Source organism: Microvirga sp. 3-52 (genome assembly GCF_018383585.1).
Lineage (GTDB): Bacteria > Pseudomonadota > Alphaproteobacteria > Rhizobiales > Beijerinckiaceae > Microvirga.
In genome coordinates this window covers 1-16,404 of record NZ_JAHAMK010000024.1, presented here as the reverse complement: position 1 = coordinate 16,404, position 16,404 = coordinate 1, and the positions used below count along the sequence as shown (strand labels likewise).

16 protein-coding genes are annotated in these 16,404 nt (G+C 63.9%); 10 read left to right on the top strand and 6 right to left on the bottom strand.

The window, feature by feature from the left end; all coding sequences use genetic code 11:
• Positions 1-36 precede the first annotated feature (36 nt).
• Complete coding sequence (locus tag KHP60_RS17315; RefSeq protein WP_311925130.1) at positions 37-1,272, top strand: multidrug effflux MFS transporter; 1,236 nt, start codon at positions 37-39, stop codon at positions 1,270-1,272.
• A 2-nt stretch (positions 1,273-1,274) separates the two neighbouring features.
• Positions 1,275-2,321 (top strand): aldo/keto reductase, encoded by a 1,047-nt coding sequence (locus KHP60_RS17310; RefSeq protein WP_213565578.1) that lies wholly within the window; start codon positions 1,275-1,277, stop codon positions 2,319-2,321.
• Here KHP60_RS17310 and KHP60_RS17305 read toward each other — a convergent pair.
• Both KHP60_RS17305 and KHP60_RS17300 read right to left on the bottom strand, forming a co-directional pair.
• Positions 2,318-2,659 carry a DUF1491 family protein gene (locus tag KHP60_RS17305; RefSeq protein ID WP_213565577.1) on the bottom strand — a complete coding sequence of 114 codons (342 nt, stop codon included), beginning with the start codon at positions 2,657-2,659 and terminating at the stop codon, positions 2,318-2,320. The genes KHP60_RS17310 and KHP60_RS17305 overlap by 4 nt on opposite strands.
• Positions 2,659-3,507, bottom strand: coding sequence for a peptidoglycan-binding domain-containing protein (locus KHP60_RS17300; protein WP_213565576.1), 849 nt, complete (start codon positions 3,505-3,507; stop codon positions 2,659-2,661). Before KHP60_RS17300 ends, KHP60_RS17305 begins: the two co-directional genes overlap by 1 nt.
• Positions 3,508-3,862: 355 nt before the next feature.
• Here KHP60_RS17300 and KHP60_RS17295 point away from each other — a divergent pair, with 355 nt between their 5' ends.
• Together KHP60_RS17295 and KHP60_RS17290 are read left to right on the top strand one after the other, a co-directional pair.
• Positions 3,863-4,186 carry a hypothetical protein gene (locus KHP60_RS17295; RefSeq protein WP_213565575.1) on the top strand — a complete coding sequence of 108 codons (324 nt, stop codon included), beginning with the start codon at positions 3,863-3,865 and terminating at the stop codon, positions 4,184-4,186.
• A 41-nt stretch (positions 4,187-4,227) separates the two neighbouring features.
• Positions 4,228-4,683 carry a SufE family protein gene (locus tag KHP60_RS17290; protein ID WP_249688885.1) on the top strand — a complete coding sequence of 152 codons (456 nt, stop codon included), beginning with the start codon at positions 4,228-4,230 and terminating at the stop codon, positions 4,681-4,683.
• Between the two features lie 472 nt (positions 4,684-5,155).
• On the opposite strand, the gene KHP60_RS17285 is transcribed toward KHP60_RS17290, so the two are convergent.
• Positions 5,156-6,124 (bottom strand): DUF6456 domain-containing protein, encoded by a 969-nt coding sequence (locus KHP60_RS17285; protein ID WP_249688884.1) that lies wholly within the window; start codon positions 6,122-6,124, stop codon positions 5,156-5,158.
• A 188-nt stretch (positions 6,125-6,312) separates the two neighbouring features.
• Complete coding sequence (locus tag KHP60_RS17280; protein WP_213565574.1) at positions 6,313-6,747, bottom strand: rhodanese-like domain-containing protein; 435 nt, start codon at positions 6,745-6,747, stop codon at positions 6,313-6,315.
• Positions 6,748-6,835: 88 nt separating this feature from the next.
• On the opposite strand from KHP60_RS17280, the gene ftrA reads away from it, so the two are divergent.
• Positions 6,836-7,846: a transcriptional regulator FtrA gene (gene ftrA, locus KHP60_RS17275; protein ID WP_213565573.1), complete on the top strand. Its 1,011-nt coding sequence runs from the start codon at positions 6,836-6,838 to the stop codon at positions 7,844-7,846.
• 30 nt (positions 7,847-7,876) lie between these two features.
• On the opposite strand, the gene KHP60_RS17270 is transcribed toward ftrA, so the two are convergent.
• Positions 7,877-8,311, bottom strand: coding sequence for a MucR family transcriptional regulator (locus KHP60_RS17270; RefSeq protein WP_152715227.1), 435 nt, complete (start codon positions 8,309-8,311; stop codon positions 7,877-7,879).
• Between the two features lie 424 nt (positions 8,312-8,735).
• Between KHP60_RS17270 and KHP60_RS17265 the strand changes: the two genes are divergently transcribed.
• The 3 genes from KHP60_RS17265 (at position 8,736) to KHP60_RS17255 (ending at position 13,880) form a co-directional block, all read left to right on the top strand.
• Positions 8,736-10,847: a S9 family peptidase gene (locus KHP60_RS17265; RefSeq protein WP_213565572.1), complete on the top strand. Its 2,112-nt coding sequence runs from the start codon at positions 8,736-8,738 to the stop codon at positions 10,845-10,847.
• A gap of 171 nt (positions 10,848-11,018) precedes the next feature.
• The gene (locus KHP60_RS17260; RefSeq protein ID WP_213565571.1) at positions 11,019-13,319 is read left to right on the top strand and encodes a PAS domain-containing protein; all 2,301 of its coding nucleotides are present in this window, start codon (positions 11,019-11,021) and stop codon (positions 13,317-13,319) included.
• Between the two features lie 6 nt (positions 13,320-13,325).
• Positions 13,326-13,880: a hydrolase gene (locus KHP60_RS17255; protein WP_213565570.1), complete on the top strand. Its 555-nt coding sequence runs from the start codon at positions 13,326-13,328 to the stop codon at positions 13,878-13,880.
• Here the strand turns inward: KHP60_RS17255 and KHP60_RS17250 are convergent.
• Positions 13,873-14,823: a hypothetical protein gene (locus tag KHP60_RS17250; RefSeq protein ID WP_213565569.1), complete on the bottom strand. Its 951-nt coding sequence runs from the start codon at positions 14,821-14,823 to the stop codon at positions 13,873-13,875. The two genes, KHP60_RS17255 and KHP60_RS17250, sit on opposite strands and share 8 nt — an antisense overlap.
• A 305-nt stretch (positions 14,824-15,128) precedes the next feature.
• On the opposite strand from KHP60_RS17250, the gene KHP60_RS17245 reads away from it, so the two are divergent.
• Positions 15,129-15,728, top strand: a complete 600-nt coding sequence (locus KHP60_RS17245; protein WP_213565568.1) for a superoxide dismutase — start codon at positions 15,129-15,131, stop codon at positions 15,726-15,728.
• 70 nt (positions 15,729-15,798) lie between these two features.
• Complete coding sequence (locus KHP60_RS17240) at positions 15,799-16,278, top strand: DUF2938 domain-containing protein (protein ID WP_213565567.1); 480 nt, start codon at positions 15,799-15,801, stop codon at positions 16,276-16,278.
• Positions 16,279-16,404: the final 126 nt, after the last annotated feature.

Genomic DNA, 16,404 nt, shown 5'->3' with positions numbered 1-16,404 from the left:
CACGATCCGTGCTCCACCTCCCACAGGAGAATGCCTGTGTCCATCATTGAAACCTTGCCGACCGAAGCGGCGGAACCTGCCGCAGAGCGCAAGCTGACCGCCGGGCTCTTGGCCCTGCTGGCAGGACTGGCGGCCATCGGCGCGCTCTCGACCAACATCATCCTTCCGTCCTTCCCGTCGATCGGTTCAGCGCTGAACGTCCCGACGCGCGATCTCGGCCTCACGCTTTCGAGCTTCTTCATCGCCTTCGCCATCGGGCAGTTGTTCGTCGGCCCTCTGTCCGACCGCTACGGCCGAAGATGGTTCGTGCTCGGCGGCCTGACGGTGTTCATCATCGGCAGCGCGATCTGCGGCGGAGCCGAGAGTTTTCCGATGCTGATCGTCGGCCGCGTCATCCAGGCGCTGGGCGTCTGCGCGGCGTCCGTTCTCTCCCGCGCCATCGCGCGCGATCTCTTCGATGGCGAGGCGCTAGCGAAGGCTCTGTCGCTGACCATGGTGGCCATGGCGGCCGCACCCGGCTTCTCGCCCCTCCTCGGCAGTGCGCTCGACGCGCAGTTCGGTTGGCGCGCAACCTTCGTGCTGGTCGCCGTACTGGGAGCCGTCCTCGCAGCCTATTACGCACTCAGCGCAGGCGAGACGCATCCGGCCGACCGCCGCTCCGCGGCCTCGCTCTCCGCCACCATGCTTGCCTATCGTGGGCTTCTGGCGGACGCCCGCTTCATTCTGCCGGCGCTTGCCGTCAGCCTCGTCATCGGCGGTCTCTATGCCTTCTTCGCTGCGGCACCTGCCATCCTCATTCTGGGCCTCGGCCTCTCCGCATGGCAGCTCGGCCTGTTCTTCGCCACGACGGTGTTCGTCGTCTTCGCCGGCGGATTGCTGGCGCCACGCCTGGCGCACAAATGCGGAGCACGCCCCATCGCCACCATCGGCATCGGCCTGGCCATGCTCGGCGGCGGCCTGCTTCTTGCGGCGAGCGCAGCCCCGACCTTCTACGGGTTCGCGGGTGCGATGGCGGTTTTCCTGCTTGGCATGGGGCTGGTCAATCCGCTCGGCACGGCCCTCACGCTGCAACCGTTCGGACACCAGGCCGGCCTGGCGTCCGCGCTTCTCGGCTTCCTGCAGATGGCCTGCGCGGGGACCGGCACCGCGCTGACCACCGCTCTTCCGCTCTCACCCTTGGGCGCGCTGAGCGTCATCCTCACCGGAGGCTCGGCTCTCGCCCTCGTCATCTTTCTTCGTCAGCGCCCAGAACCCCATCATGGAAAGGTCTAGTCATGCGCGACAAGCTCTTCGGCCAACATACGGGACTTCGTGTTTCCGAACTGGTTCTCGGAGCCGGCAATTTCGGTACGCGCTGGGGACATGGCACCGAACCTGACGAGGCCCGCCGCATCCTCGACGCCTATGCGGATGCCGGCGGCAATTTCATCGATACGGCGGACAGCTACCAGTTCGGTCAATCCGAGAAGATCCTGGGCGACCTGCTGCAAGGACGGCGCGACGATTTCGTCGTGGCGACGAAGTTCACGCAGCGCGCCAACCCGAAGGATGGCATCCTCGTCACCGGCAACAGCCGCAAGGCGATGATGTCGTCGGTGGAGGCGAGCCTCAAGCGCCTGAAGACCGATCACATCGATCTCTACTGGGTGCATTATTCGGACGGCGTTACGCCGATCGAGGAAATCGTGCGCGGCTTCGACGATCTCGTGCGCGCCGGCAAGATTCTCTATGCGGGTCTCTCGGACTTCCCGGCCTGGCGCGTGGCCCGGGCGGCCACCATCGCCGAACTCCGCGGAATGGTTCCCATCGCGGGCCTCCAGGTCGAGCACAGCCTCGTGGAGCGCACGACCGAGCAGGAACTCATCCCCGCCGGACTGGCGCTGGGCCTCGGCATCGTCGCGTGGTCACCGCTCGGCGGCGGCATGCTCACGGGCAAGTACCGGCAGGGAGAGGCTGGCCGCGCACAGGGGCTCGGCGGCAAAGTGTTTCAGGCGGAGAACTCCGCCCAGCGCAGCGCGGTGCTTGATACAGTGATCACGGTTGCCGAGGAGCTTGGCGTCTCGCCGGGCGAGGTCGCCGTCGCGTGGGTCGCGGCCAAAGGCTCGCTCCCCATCATCGGACCGCGCACCGTGGCCCAACTGGAGAGCAATCTCGCGGCGGCGAAGGTCAGACTGTCGCCCGAGCAGACCGCGCGGCTCGACGCGGTCAGCAGCCTGCCGCCCGTGTTTCCCTACACGATGATCCACGAGGCCGGAACGCAGCAGCGCAGCGCCGGCGGCAAGTTCGATCTGATCGACCGCCCCGCTCTCCCGGTTGCCTAATCTTCGGCAGCGAGGTCGAGGAAGTGGCGCCCTGCCCGGTCGTCGACCTCCACGAGCCAGAGATCGGGATCGAAGCGAAGTTCGCGCGTCATGCGCTCCTCCACGTCGAGGGGCATCACGTCCGTCAGGATCGGCGAGAACAGGCGCTCGCCGCTGTCGTCGAGGAAGAGCTGCGGGGCGGGACCATAAAGGCTTGCGGTGCCGTCGAGCCGGTCCACCTTCACGAAAACCGCACCGGCTTCGGCGGCGCCGCGCTTGCGCAGGGCCGCCTCGAGTCCCTCCACCGAACAGCGGCGCAGATAGGCGGAGACCCAGAAGTCCGAGCGAAGCCTGGACACTATTGAACCGTAATGCCGGATGCGGCGGAAAGTTCGCGGATCGTCCGTGCGTTCAATTCGCCGGTGACCGGCAAGCGACGGTCCTGCTCGAAGCGCTCGATCGCCTGCCGGGTGCCGGAGCCCATCAGGCCGTCCACCTTCACGCTGTAGCCCAGCCTTGCGAGCGCACGCTGGCCCGCCAGGACGATGTCGCCGGGATCGGAGCGGCCCACATTGGCGGGAGGCACCGGCACCGGACCGCCCATGCGGATCATGTCGGCGATGGGATCTCGCGCGGCACTCCGCGCAGGCGCAGGCACGGGCGCAGCGGCTGCCTGCGGTGCACGGGCCGGCGGTGCCGCGGCGGGAACGGGCTGCCCTCCGTTGCGGATCATCTCGGCGATCGGGCTGCGCTGAGGCGCCTTGGGAGTGGCGACAGCCGAGGCCGGCGCGGGCATCGGTGAGGAATGCGCGACGGATTCATGCGAAGCGGGCACCGACGCCAGCTCCTCGGCGGGCTGCGCTCCAGGACGGGCGGGCGGCAGAGCCTGGACGGCCTCGCTCCCCGTCTCCTCCGTCGGCTCGGGTGTCAGCACGATCTCCCGCGTGTTGAAGAGAGGAGCCGGATGGCGGCTGCTTTGCAGCGCCAGCGCGTTCCAGGCAATCGCGCCGCCGCATCCGGTGAGCAGAAGGGCGGCGAGGATCTGGCGCGGATGGTTGAAGACGAAGGAGGCCGCTAGCTCGCCCACGCTCGGCTTGCGCGGTGGCTTGGCGGCGCGCTTCTGCGTCGGTCGTGCCGGAGCCTTCCGGCGTACGACAGCGGGCAGATCGAGATCGTCATCGGGATGATCGACAAAAGCTTCACGCAAAGGAGTCGGTTCCGTCTTCGAAGAATGATGTCGTTTTGGTCCGCCCAGTCAGCAAGACAAGACGGCGGGGCACCGTTTCTTGTCTTTCTGACGGCAAAGCCTGACAGAGCCGGTTTAAGCGAAACCTAATTGCGCGAATTGAGGCGGCCTGGAGAGGCTGATGAGAAGCGCGCGACCGGGGAGGAAGCATATCGGCTCCGTAAATCATCTTTGCATTACAATAACTTATCCATAGGATCGAACGGCAAGGTTTTGTTCATCCTGTTTCCAGATTCCCCCTGCGGCTTCTTACACGGCGCTGCCTGCATACGTTATGGTGCTGCATCGTCCTTCGTTTCTGGCAACCGACCGCTGCATGTTTTCGATTCTCCGTTTCATCCTCATCGTCGGCGCCATTTTCTATTACTCGCCGGTGCGCCGGCACGGCGAGGAAACGGCGGCGCTCGAGGCTTTCCTTGCGCCCACGAAGAGCCAGCCGGCCGCTGCCGGCCCTGCTGCCACGCCGGATCAGACCGGCCATCTCGAGACCGTCTGGAAGGCGCTCCCCGACAGCGCCAAGCAGGCGGTGGTCGACAAGATCCTCACCACCTCCGGCTTTCCCGTTGCCGGCTCCACCAGGTCCTCGGACACCCTGCGACCCGAAGACCGCGAGCCTGCTGCGTCCAAGCCTCGCACTTAAATCGGGCTCCTTCCGTCGCCAAAATGCCTGGTGATGGTTATATGACAGGCAGACAACACGGGTTTGCCATGCTGCCGACAATCGACGAAATCGTTTCCAATTTCGAGCTGCTCGACGAATGGGAGGAGCGGTATCGCTACATCATCGAACTCGGCCGGCTCATGGAGCCGTTGCCGGAACAGGCGTATAACGACATCAACAAGGTTCAGGGCTGCGCGAGCCAGGTGTGGCTCCAGACCGATCTCGACTCGTCCAGTGGCAAGCCTGTCCTGCACCTGCGCGGCGACAGCGACGCCCACATCGTGCGCGGCCTCGTGGCGCTCCTGATCTCCCTCTATGGCGGCAAGACGCCTTCCGAGGCTCTCTCGACTGACGCCCTGGTGCTGTTCAAGGAGCTCGGCCTGTCCGAGCATCTGACGCCGCAACGGTCGAACGGCGTCAGATCCATGGTCGACCGCATCCGCCGCGATGCGCAGATGGCCGTGGCGGCGTCCTGACCGCCGATCAGGATCACGAGGCGTCAATCGGCCCGGCCGCCGTCGCGTCGTCGCCGGTCCGGTGCCGGTAGTCCCTGTCCTCTCGCACCCGCTTTCTCTCGCTTTGCCCTCATCCGGGGAGCAGCGCTGAGGCTCTGCCCCGGAAGATCAGGGCATTTCCGGTGCATTCTCGAGCCTCCTTCGAGACGCCGCTGCGCGGCTCCTCAGGATTAGGGCAGCGTGTCCGAGGGCGTGATCGCCGGAGCGTGTTCAGGAACGGCCCCGACATTCTCCGACGTCATCACCGGCCCTGTGCCGGTGATCCCGATGGATTGAAGCACAGCACCTCACGGGATCGGGATGGCCGGCACAGGGCCGGTGATGACGTGAGAGGGTTCGAGTGCGGTGCACGCGCGACCGGGGATGGTCTGATCCCCCGGATCAGATCCGCGGACGGCCATGACAAGGAGGGCGTGGTTCCCATCAAATCCTTTCAAACCCGCCCGCCCTCGATGACCACCGCCTGCCAGGCGCGGATGCCGCGCGAGGCAGCCGGGCCGCGGGCGGAGGCTTCGATGCCGTAATGCTCGGCCAGCCGCGCCAGGGCGAGCCGCACCACGATTTTCCCGGAGCGCGGCGGCCATTGCCGTTCGCGTTCGATCTGCTCCAGACCTTTCAGGAAGCCGCAGAGGTCGAGGAGCAGGTCGCTGAAATCGCCCCCGATGGCGTCGAAGGCGTTCTGCAGCCGCTGGCGGGCAGCGACCATCCGATCGGTGGCCTCGCCCGGAGAGACAGGGCCGCCGCTCTTCGGCATGCCGTCCCAGCGGGCCGTCACGCCGGGCAGCAACCCCGCCAGCATGATGTCGGTCCGCAGGCGCTCGCCGGCCTGATATGAGGCTTCATCGATCATCGGCGCCCCGTCACGACCTTTACGGCGGCGCAGCCAATCGAGCGGGCTCTCATCCGAGTCCACGCGCACCCGTGTGATTCCCGTCTCCGTTTCGACCGAGGCGAGATCCGTCTCGCGATGCTGGTGAAAGAAGGCCATGTCCGCTTCCGGCGCCGACGCGCGGCGCAGATGGGCCTCGCCGGCCTTCGTCAGCAACAGGGCCTTCCGACCGGATTCAGCCTGCTTCCAGCAGCCGAGATCCTGGCGTACGAGAGCCTCCGCAGCGGCATGGGCGAAGCGCCCCGCCCCCACCGAGATTCCCGATCGACTCCTGTGGACAAGCACGCTCGCCGGGTCGGTCGGATCGACGATGGCGCAGGTCTCGGGCTGGTCGAGGGCCGTCAGAAGCCGCCGCGCCTCCCTGGACAGGGAATCGCCCGCCATGCCTCCGACGGTCGTTCCAGGTTTGCTGCTCTCCTTCCGCGCACGCCTTTCCGAACGGGCCCCCTTCGAGGCTGAAATCCCTGGTGCGGCAATACTTTGATGAACCGCATCGCCGTCTTCAATGTTCATGTTTTGTTCCTATAAATAAAGTAAGAAAGGGTCGCCCCTTCCACCCCTGATAGTGGGGGCATATTCCTAGTTGTCAACGAAGATTCAAACCTGTTGATAAGAGTGAGGATAAGTCGGACGGCGCATGCTCCCTCCGCACAAAGGCCGCATTGGTCCTTCGCCTTGGATGACGAAGGACCATGCCGGGATCAGGCGGCGGACGACACTGTCAGCGATCCGGGTTCGGAGCCCTGCGCGAAGGGGAAGCCTTCATCGGCCCAGCCGGTCATGCCGCCGAGCATCAGTTTGACCGGGCGGCCGAGCAGCGACAGCTTCAGGGCCGCGCGATCGGCGCCGTTGCAGTGCGGACCGGCGCAATAGACCACGAACAGCGTCTTCTCGGGCCAGGCGGCCATGCGCTCGGCCGTCATCTCCCGGTGCGGAAGATTGAGCGCCCCTGGCACGTGGCTGCGCGCGTAGGCATGGGGACCGCGGGCATCGACGAGAACGAAATCGACGGTCCCGCCCGAGAGGGATTCGTGTACGTCGGCGCAATCCGTCTCGAAGGCCAGGCGGCTTGCGAAATGCTCCGCAGCCTTGGACGGAGCGGCGGCGGGAATGGCCGCGACGGAACTCGTTGGCATGACAACCTCCTTGTGGAAAAGCCGTCGCCAGATTTCCGCAGAGGCGTCATGGTGGAAAGTGGCACTCCTGCCAACAGACGTAAACATCATGCCAAACCACCTCGTCGTCGCCCTCGCCTATGATCGTTTGAGCACCTTCGAGTTCGGCATCGCGGTCGAGATCTTCGGCCTGCCCCGGCCCGAGATGGGACCGGACTGGTACCGCTTCGCGGTGTGCGCCATCGAGCCGGGTCCCCTGCGGGCCATCGGGGGCTTCCAGATCATTGCCGACGGCGGCCTCGAATTGCTGGACGAGGCCGACACCATCGTCATCCCGGGCTGGCGCGGAGCCTCCAGGGAGCCCGTCCCTCCGGCGCTGATCGCCGCCCTGCAGCGGGCCCATGCGCGAGGCGCGCGCCTGATGTCCATCTGCTCCGGCGTCTTCGCGCTTGCCGCGACGGGCCTTCTCTCCGGGAAGCGGGCGACCACGCATTGGCACTACGCGGAGCAGCTTGCGCAGGTCCATCCGGACATCAAGGTGGAGCCGGATGTTCTCTATGTGGACGAAGGCAGGGTGCTGACCTCTGCCGGCAGCGCCGCCGGCATCGATCTCTGCCTTCATGTGGTGCGCGCCGATTTCGGGCCCGAGATCGCCAACCGCCTCGCCCGCCGCCTCGTGGTGCCGCCCCATCGCGAAGGCGGCCAGGCGCAGTTCATCGAGCGGCCCGTGCCACCGGCTCGCGAGGGTCTACGGTTCGCGCCCCTCTTCGACCGCATGCGGGCCCGCCTTGGCGAGGAGCAGCCGGTGGCGGAACTGGCCGCGGAGGCCGGGATGAGCGTGCGCACATTCCTGCGCCGCTTCAAGGCCGCAACCGGCCTGCCGCCGGGGGAGTGGCTGCTCACGGAGCGCCTGGTCCGCGCCAGGGAACTGCTGGAAACCACGGGCCATTCCGTCGAGAGCATCGCCGACGCGACCGGTTTCGGCTCCGCTGCCACCCTTCGCCACCATTTCCGGGTGCGCCTCGGCACGAGCCCTGGGACCTATCGCAACCGGTTCGCGCCGGGAATGAAGCGGTTCGCGGACACGCCAGGCCCTGAAAAACAAAAAGCCGCCCCTTAGGGCGGCTGATTTCGGCTCGGACGGCCGACCTTAGCTGCTGCTGCGCGACGAACGGCGCTTACGGCGCTGCTGGCCGAGGCCCATTTCCTTGGCGAGCTCCGAGCGAGCCTTGGCGTAGTTGGGAGCCACCATCGGGTAATCGACGGGCAGAGCCCACTTCTCGCGATACTGCTCGGGCGTCATGTTGTACTGCGTGCGCAGATGGCGCTTCAGAGACTTGAACTTCTTGCCGTCCTCGAGGCAGACGATGTAGTCCGGCGTGACGGACTTCTTCACCGGGATTGCCGGCTTCGGCGCCTCAACAGGCACTTCCACGGTGCCGCCCCCGACACGCAGAAGAGCCGAATGGACGTCGCTGATCAACGTCGGCAGGTCGCCCGAAGGAACAGAATTATTGCTCACATAAGCCGAAACGATATCTGCAGCCAGCTCAATGTAGTTCGAAGCAGCGATGTTGTCGCTCATTTTGATTTTCTTCCTTTCCGGCTCTTTGGAATGACTCAAAAAAGCATTTCAACCTAAATTTGAGCATTCTCGTCTGAAGCAATGCTTGCCTCTTGCTTGAGCCGCACCGTAGTTGCACAGAAATCGTGCTCGCTCGTCCAAGTATGTCAAATCGAGCCCCATTGCAAGATGTGCAAAAGGAAAACTTTGGAAAACTACGTATCAACTTTCACTTTGCAATAAACCTACGTTGAACAGTTAATGCCTCCTGCCATAGGTTAAGGCTTTCATCACATAAATTTCATTCTTCCGATCCGAAGAAGTAACTAGAAAGGCGCTCGTCTTGCACGATTGAGGTCCCTCCGGCCCGAAGCCGGACCCATCATGGGCAATCTCCGTTATCTGTGCATAATCCCGCCTCTCGATGATTTGCCTGGACAATTTCATGAATATTGAACGCCTTCCCCTCCATCCCCTGCCTGCTGCGCCGTCGATTCCCGCCAAACCGCATGTCTTCGACGTGCATGGCGTTCGGATCCAGGACGATTACGCTTGGTTGAAGGCCGAGAATTGGAAGGACGTTCTGAAGGATCCGTCCGTCCTCGATTCCTCCATCCGCGCCGCCCTGGAGCAGGAGAACGCCTACGCAGCGGCAGCCTTTTCCGGAACGGAGGAGTTTCAGACCCGTCTCGTGGCCGAGATGCGCGGACGCATCAAGGAGGACGATTCGACGGTTCCGGAGCCGGACGGGCCCTTCGCCTATTTCACCCGCTACCGGGAGGGCGGGCAGCACCCGCTCGTCTGCCGACAGCCCCGCGACGGCGGGCCCGAGACGATCATGCTGGACGGCGACAGGGAGGCGGAGGGACGCCCCTTCTTCGATCTCGGCGGAGCGGATCATTCGCCCGACCATCGTCTGATGGCCTGGGGGGCGGATATCAAAGGTTCTGAATACTTCACGATTCGGGTGCGGGATCTCGAAAGCGGCGCCGATCTGCCGGAAGAGGTGTCGCAAACATCGGGCGGCGCCGTATGGCTCAACGATTCGTCCGGCTTCTACTACGTCGAGCTCGACGAAAACCACCGCCCTGTGCGAGTCAAACGCCATCTCCTCGGTACGAGCGCCGATGAGGATCAGGTGATCTACGAGGAGAAGGATCCCGGCTTCTTCGTGAAGCTCGGCATCACGCAGTCGAACGCCTTCGTGCTCATCGAGGCGAGCGATCATGAGACCTCCGAAATCCGGCTGCTCGACCGGACGGACGCATCGGCGTCGCCACGGATCGTCGAGCCGCGCACGCCCCAGCTGAAGTATGACGTGGAGCATCACGGCGACAGCCTGATCATTCTCACCAATGCGGACGGCTCGGAGGACTTCAAGATCGTCACCGCGCCCGTCGCGACGCCGGGACGGGCCAACTGGAAAGATCTCGTGCCCTATCGACCCGGCACGATGATCCTCTCCGTCGTTGCCCTGGCCCGTTATCTCGTGCGCCTCGAGCGCGAGAATGCGAATCCGCGCATCGTGCTGCGGGAATTCGCAACAGGCCGCGAAGAGAGTGTCGCTTTCGAGGAGGAGGCGTATTCGCTCGGCTTCTCGGCTGGCTACGAGTTCGACACGGATGTCATCCGCTATCACTACTCGTCGATGACGACACCGAGCGAGGTGATCGATTATCATCTGGGCACGGGAGAGCGCACATTCCGCAAGCGGCAGGAAGTGCCGAGCGGACACAACCCGGCCGATTACGTAACCCGCCGGTTATTTGCAACGGCTCCCGACGGCGAACAGGTTCCGATCTCGCTCGTGCACCGACGCGAGGTCGTGCTCGACGGCTCCGCCCCATGCCTGCTTTACGGATACGGCTCCTACGGCATGTCCATGCCCGCGAGCTTTCGTACCGGCATTCTGTCCCTCGTCGATCGCGGCTTCGTCTATGCCATCGCCCATATCCGGGGCGGCACGGAGAAAGGCTGGCGCTGGTACATGGACGGCAAGCGTGAGAAGAAGACGAACACGTTCAGGGATTTCGTCGCCTGCGGCGAGGCTCTCGTCCAAGCCGGCTACACCTCCCCTGGACGCATCGTGGCCCATGGCGGCAGTGCGGGCGGCATGCTCATGGGAGCGGTGGCCAATCTGGCACCGGACCTGTTCGCGGGAATCATCGCCGAGGTGCCGTTCGTCGACGTGCTCAACACCATGCTCGACAGCGAGCTGCCCCTCACCCCGCCGGAATGGCCGGAATGGGGCAATCCGGCCGCTGACGAGACGGCTTTCCACACGATCTTATCTTACTCCCCCTATGACAACGTGAAGCCTCAGGCCTACCCGGCAATCCTGGCCCTCGCCGGGCTCACGGATCCGCGCGTCACCTATTGGGAGCCCGCGAAATGGGTGGCGAGGCTGAGGGCCACCATGACGGGCGGGGGCCCTGTCGTGCTCAAGCTCAACATGGAGGCGGGGCATGCCGGCGCCGCCGGTCGTTTCGATCGGCTCGAGGAGGTCGCCCTAGCCTATACCTTTGCCATTCGTTGCATCCAAGGGTTCCAGAACTGACTCGATGCGCTATGTCAAAACATAACACTTCGAGGGAAGCCGCCCCAAGCCGCAGAGCGTACGAGACTATGAGAGTACAAATCGATGACCGAGCGCGGCAGTTTAACGGCTGAGGACGATATCGTCTCTCGAGAAGGCGATAAACAACGTATCGCGGAGCTGGAATCACGCTTGGCCCAGGCGGAGGCAGCCCTGCGCTCCAGCAACTTCAAGTTGAGACTGGCCCTCGACATCGGCCGGCTCGGTGCATGGGAGCGGGACCTGGAGTCCGGCGAGGTCACAGGCACAGCCGTCTTCAAGACCTATCTTGGGCTCCAGCCGGACGCGAAGCTGACCTTTGCCGATCTGCAGGCCATGTTCCATCCGGCCGACCTGGAGCGGATCAATCAGGCGATCTCCTATGCGCTCCGCACCAAGACGGATTTCAACATCGAGCATCGCATCCTGAAGGCCGATGGAAGCATCGGCCATGTTCACGTGCGTGGCGGCATCATCTATGAAGGCAGCAAGCCTGTCCGCTTCGTCGGCGTGCTGCAGGACATCAACGAGCGGCAGAAGATCCGGGACGAAATGGGCCAGGCCCAACGCCGTCAGGAGTTTCTCCTCAAGCTCAACGACCAGCTCAGCAACATCGATGACCAGTACGAGGTCATGGAGATCGCTGCACGCAATGTGAGCAAACTTCTGAAGGTCGACACTGCAGGCTATGGCGAGGTCTATGAAGACCGCGGCGTCATCATCGTTGAACGCGAGTGGTCCTGGGGGCTCATCACCAATGAGGGCAAGGTCGAAAAGATCGACCAGCAGGCGAGCCCCATCATCGAGTCACTGAAGCGCGGACAACCCGCCATCATCAACGATGTGAGGACCGACCCACGCCTCCGCGCCCCTGCTCTTCAGGCCTTCTACAGCACCATAAACGCGCGTTCGGGTTTCGCCGTTCCCATTCACAAGAACGGGCGCTTCATCGCCGAATTCTACGTCTATTCATCGGTGCCGCGCGACTGGACGAGCGACGAAATCACCCTTGTCGAAGATGTGGCGGAGCGCACCTGGCTGGCGATCGAGAAAGTCCGGGCCGAGACGAAACTTCGCGAAACCGAAGCGCGCTTCAACCTTATCGCGGAATCGCTTCCCGCCCTCGTGTGGATCGTCAAGCCCAACCTGGAACTGACCTACACGAATGAACGATGGGTCACGTACTCGGGCCTGCCTCCGCAAGAAGCTCTCGGCCATAGCTGGACGGCTGCCATTCACCCGGACGACTGGGCCAGGATGACCGAGGAGCTGAAACCTGTCATGGCCAACGCGACCCCTTATACGACCGAGGTCCGCTACCGCTCGGCGGAAGGGGAGTACCGCTGGCACATCATCCGCGCGGCGCCCGTTCACAATGCCGCTACGGGAGAGTTCAACGGATGGGTCGGAACGAGCGTCGACATCCATGATTTGAAGCTGACGGAAGCAGCCTTGCGGATCAGCGAGGAACGCCTGTCGCTCGCACAGCGCGCTGCCGGAATTGGCGTGTTCGATTGGGATGTCCCTTCGGGCAAGGTGACATGGACGGCCGAGCAGGAGCGCCTCTTCGGCCTCGAAAAGGGCACGTTCGGAGAAGATTTCTCCAGCTGGGAGGCGAGAGTGCTCCCGCAGGATCTGGAGCCCTCCAACAGAGCGATAGCGGAAGCGTTGGCGCGCCATGACCCGGAGATCAACCTGGCCTATCGGATCAGGCGCCCCGACGGAAACATCCGGACGATCGATACAACGGCGCTGTTCTTTTACGACGACAAGGGCGCTCCGTTGCGCATGGTTGGGGTCAACATCGACATCACGCGCTACAAAGAGGCGGAGAAGCGCCAGAATCTCCTCATCCGCGAACTTCATCATCGGGTGAAGAATACTCTGGCAACGGTCCAGGCGATCGTCGGCTCCACCGCCCGCACGGCCTCGAGCATCGACGAATTCTACCAGGGCTTCGTCGGCCGCATCGTCTCGCTCGCGCGCACCCACAACCTCCTCACCGAGGATCTGTGGCAGAAGGCGGCGCTCGAGGAACTCGTCCAGACCGAGCTCGGCCCTTACGAGGACGAGGCACGCAACCGCATCACGATCGAGGGGCCGCATCTCGAACTCCCCTCGGAGGCGGCAGTGCCGATCGGCATGGCGATTCATGAACTGACCACGAATGCGGCCAAGCACGGAGCCCTGTCCTCGTTCGGCGGGCAGGTCGAGGTTCGCTGGCGGGTGGAGCCCGGGGAGCAGCGCCCGATGCTGCATTTCTCCTGGGTGGAGCGTGGCGGGCCTCGCGTGAGCACGCCCACGCGCCAGGGCTTCGGGACGCGCCTGCTCCAGCGGGTGCTGGCGACACAGCTGCAGGCGGAGGTCTCCATGAACTTTCTCGAGGAGGGTCTGCACTTCTCGATGCAGATGCCGATCCCGGTCGATCCTCCCACCTTCAACCCGGACACGTAGGGTTCCATGCTTCTCGACGCAAAACGCTCTCATCTTCTCGTCGTCGATCTTCAGGCCCGGCTTATGCCTGCCATCCATGAAGGTGAGAATGTCCTCCGGAATGTGAGAATCCTGCTGGAAGCCGCCAAACGGCTGAAAATACCCGTCTCGGTGACGGAGCAGTACCCCAAGGGCCTCGGCCCGACCGTAGCACCCGTCCAGGAGGCGCTGCCGCCTGAAGCGGTCACTTTGGCCAAAACCACCTTCTCGGCCGCCCGCGAGCCTGCGATTGCCGAGCGGATGGCGGCTCTGCGCGGCAGCGGCCTGAATCAGCTCGTGATCTGCGGAACCGAAGCCCATATCTGCGTGCTGCAAAGCGCTCTGGAATTCCGAAGCACGGGCCTGGAAGTCTTCGTCGTTGCGGATGCGGTGTCGAGCCGCTCAAACCACAGCGTCGCCGCCGCCTGCGCGCGGCTGCTTCATGCAGGCTGCCATTGGGTGACGACGGAGATGGTCGCCTTCGAGTGGATGGGAGAAGCGGCCACGGACGATTTCCGCGCGCTCGCCCCCCTCTTCAGATAGAGGACGACGGACTCCCCTCGCCGCCCGCGGCGATGAACTCCTTCAGCTCGTCCAGGGACTTGAAGCGGAACACGCCGCTCGGCGTCTGCGCCTCGATGGAGCCATCCGAGAACATCACGTACTTGTTGTCGCCGGAATTGTAGGTGCCCACGACGACAGCGGGACGCGACGCATCGGAATCGGTTTCGTCGTCGAATTCCGCTTCCGTCTCGGCATCCGCCGTAACGGCGGGCTCGCGACCGGGCTCGGGCTCGAGATCCGACACGATCTCGACAGCGGGCTCCGGCCGCTCGTCACGTTCGTCGGGTTGATGCGGCTCGGGGCCGCGATCGTCCAAATCGCGCTGCCGGATGTCGGCGCCGTCGATCACGCGCGGCTCTTCGTCCTCATCGCGCGCCCGCTCCGCCAGAAGGAAGTCAGGCACCTTCATGCCCGGCTCGTCCTCTTCATGGGACGGCGCGGGAGAGAGGCTCGTCCTGGGCGGGAATGGCACGACGGGCTCGGGCACCCGCGGCTCCTCCGGCCATTCGGCGGTCTTCACCTCTTCCTTGCTCGCCTCGCGCACGCTCTCGTCCTCGAAGAGCGGAAGGGTGGGCTGTGCCTCATCCGGGCGTCCGCCCTCGTCAGCCTCGGCAGCCGCCTTTCCGGCCACGAGGCCGCCGGAGAGCGATGCCAGCGAAAGATCCTTAGTGGACGTCTGCGCCCCGAGGATGGCTTCCTCGCCGAAGCCGCTCTGGAGCTGCCGCAGCCGGGTCTCGATCTTCGCCAGCTTGGAGACGGCGGCTGCGATGCCGAGCAGAAGCGCACCGCTCGCGGCCGTGACGCTGCCGGCGATCACCATCGTCCAGCCGCGCTCGACCAGAACGATATCCCATCCGAAGAATGCCGCGAACAGTCCGCCGAGGATCATCGCAAAAGCGAGGGCCAGAAGAGCGATGATCATGCCGTCTCCATCATACGCAAACCAAAGACAATCAAGGCAAAGCTATGCCTGTATAGGCAAAAGACAACCGGCTGGGAAGCTTGGGCAGAAAAAAGTCCGCAGCTCGGCCGTTGCTCTTGGGCATATGGCGCTTTAACTAACGCTCAGGCGCATCGTGCGGACCCAGAGGGCCGCGTCAGCGAAAAGTGGCCCCGATTTTCCGCATCGGGGGATGCGCAGGTAAAGGAGGGGCATTGGATCGATTCCAAAGGTGAATTCACTCTTGGGTCCGATGCTCCGGGTCGCTCAATCCAAAGGAGACGCCGATGTCGTTCACTCTGCCCGAACTGCCTTATGCCTATGATGCCCTGCAGCCCTACATGTCGAAGGAAACCCTGGAGTTTCACCACGACAAGCATCATGCGGCTTACGTCAACACCGGCAACAACCTGCTGAAAGGCACGGAATTCGAAGGCAAGAGCGTCGAGGAGGTCGTGCAGGGCTCCTACGGCAAGAACCAGGCCCTCTTCAACAATGCCGGGCAGCATTACAATCACATCCATTTCTGGCTGTGGATGAAGCCCAATGGCGGCGGCGCCATTCCCGGCAAGCTCGAGAAGAAGATCGTCGAGGACCTCGGCTCGGTCGACAAGATGAAGGAGGACTTCATCCAGGCCGGCGTCGGCCAGTTCGGCTCCGGCTGGGCCTGGCTTGCCGTGAAGGACGGCAAGATCACCATCATGAAGACACCGAACGGCGAGAACCCGCTCGTGCACGGCGCCCAGCCGATCCTCGGCTGCGACGTGTGGGAACACTCCTACTACATCGACTACCGCAACCGCCGTCCCGACTATCTCAAGGCCTTCCTCGACAATCTCGTGAACTGGGAGCATGTCGAGGAGATGTACGAGAACGCGACCAAGTAGGCGGAACGACGCTATGTCGAACGGGCCTCTTCGGAGGCCCGTTTCATGTGATCTCCATGGAGACCGAACCGTGATGGACTTCCTGTACCATTCCATTCTGATCGGGATTGGCGCCACGGCGATATTCGACCTGTGGGGACTTTTTCTGAAACACGCCTTCGGACTTCCCGGCGCAAACTGGGGCCCGGTCGGCCGCTGGTTCTGCCATCTTGCCGGCGGTACCGTGTATCACGCGGACATCGCGAAGGCCCGGCCCTTCGCCTACGAGCGGGCGGTGGGCTGGATCTGTCATTATGTGGTCGGCATTCTGTTTGCTGCGGTCCTGCTCGCGGTGACGTCCTCCGACTGGCCCCGGCAGCCGACCCTGATGCCCGCCTTGATCGTGGGTTTGGTGACGGTCGGCGCGGGATGGTTCCTGCTGCAACCCGGCATGGGCGCGGGCATCGCGGCCTCGAAACGCCCGAATGCGACCCAGATCCGGGCTCTCAACATCGCCGGGCACATCGTGTTCGGACTGGGCCTCTACGCAAGCGCCCTCCTCATTCGTTGAGACGCTCGGGCAGGCTCAAGCGGTGGAAGAGGCCTCTCTCGGGCCCGCATGTTTGGGACCTTTCCTCTTGCTTGCCGGCCTAGTGCGGCCAAACCTCGACGTCGTGGCCAGGCTTGTGCTGGCCAC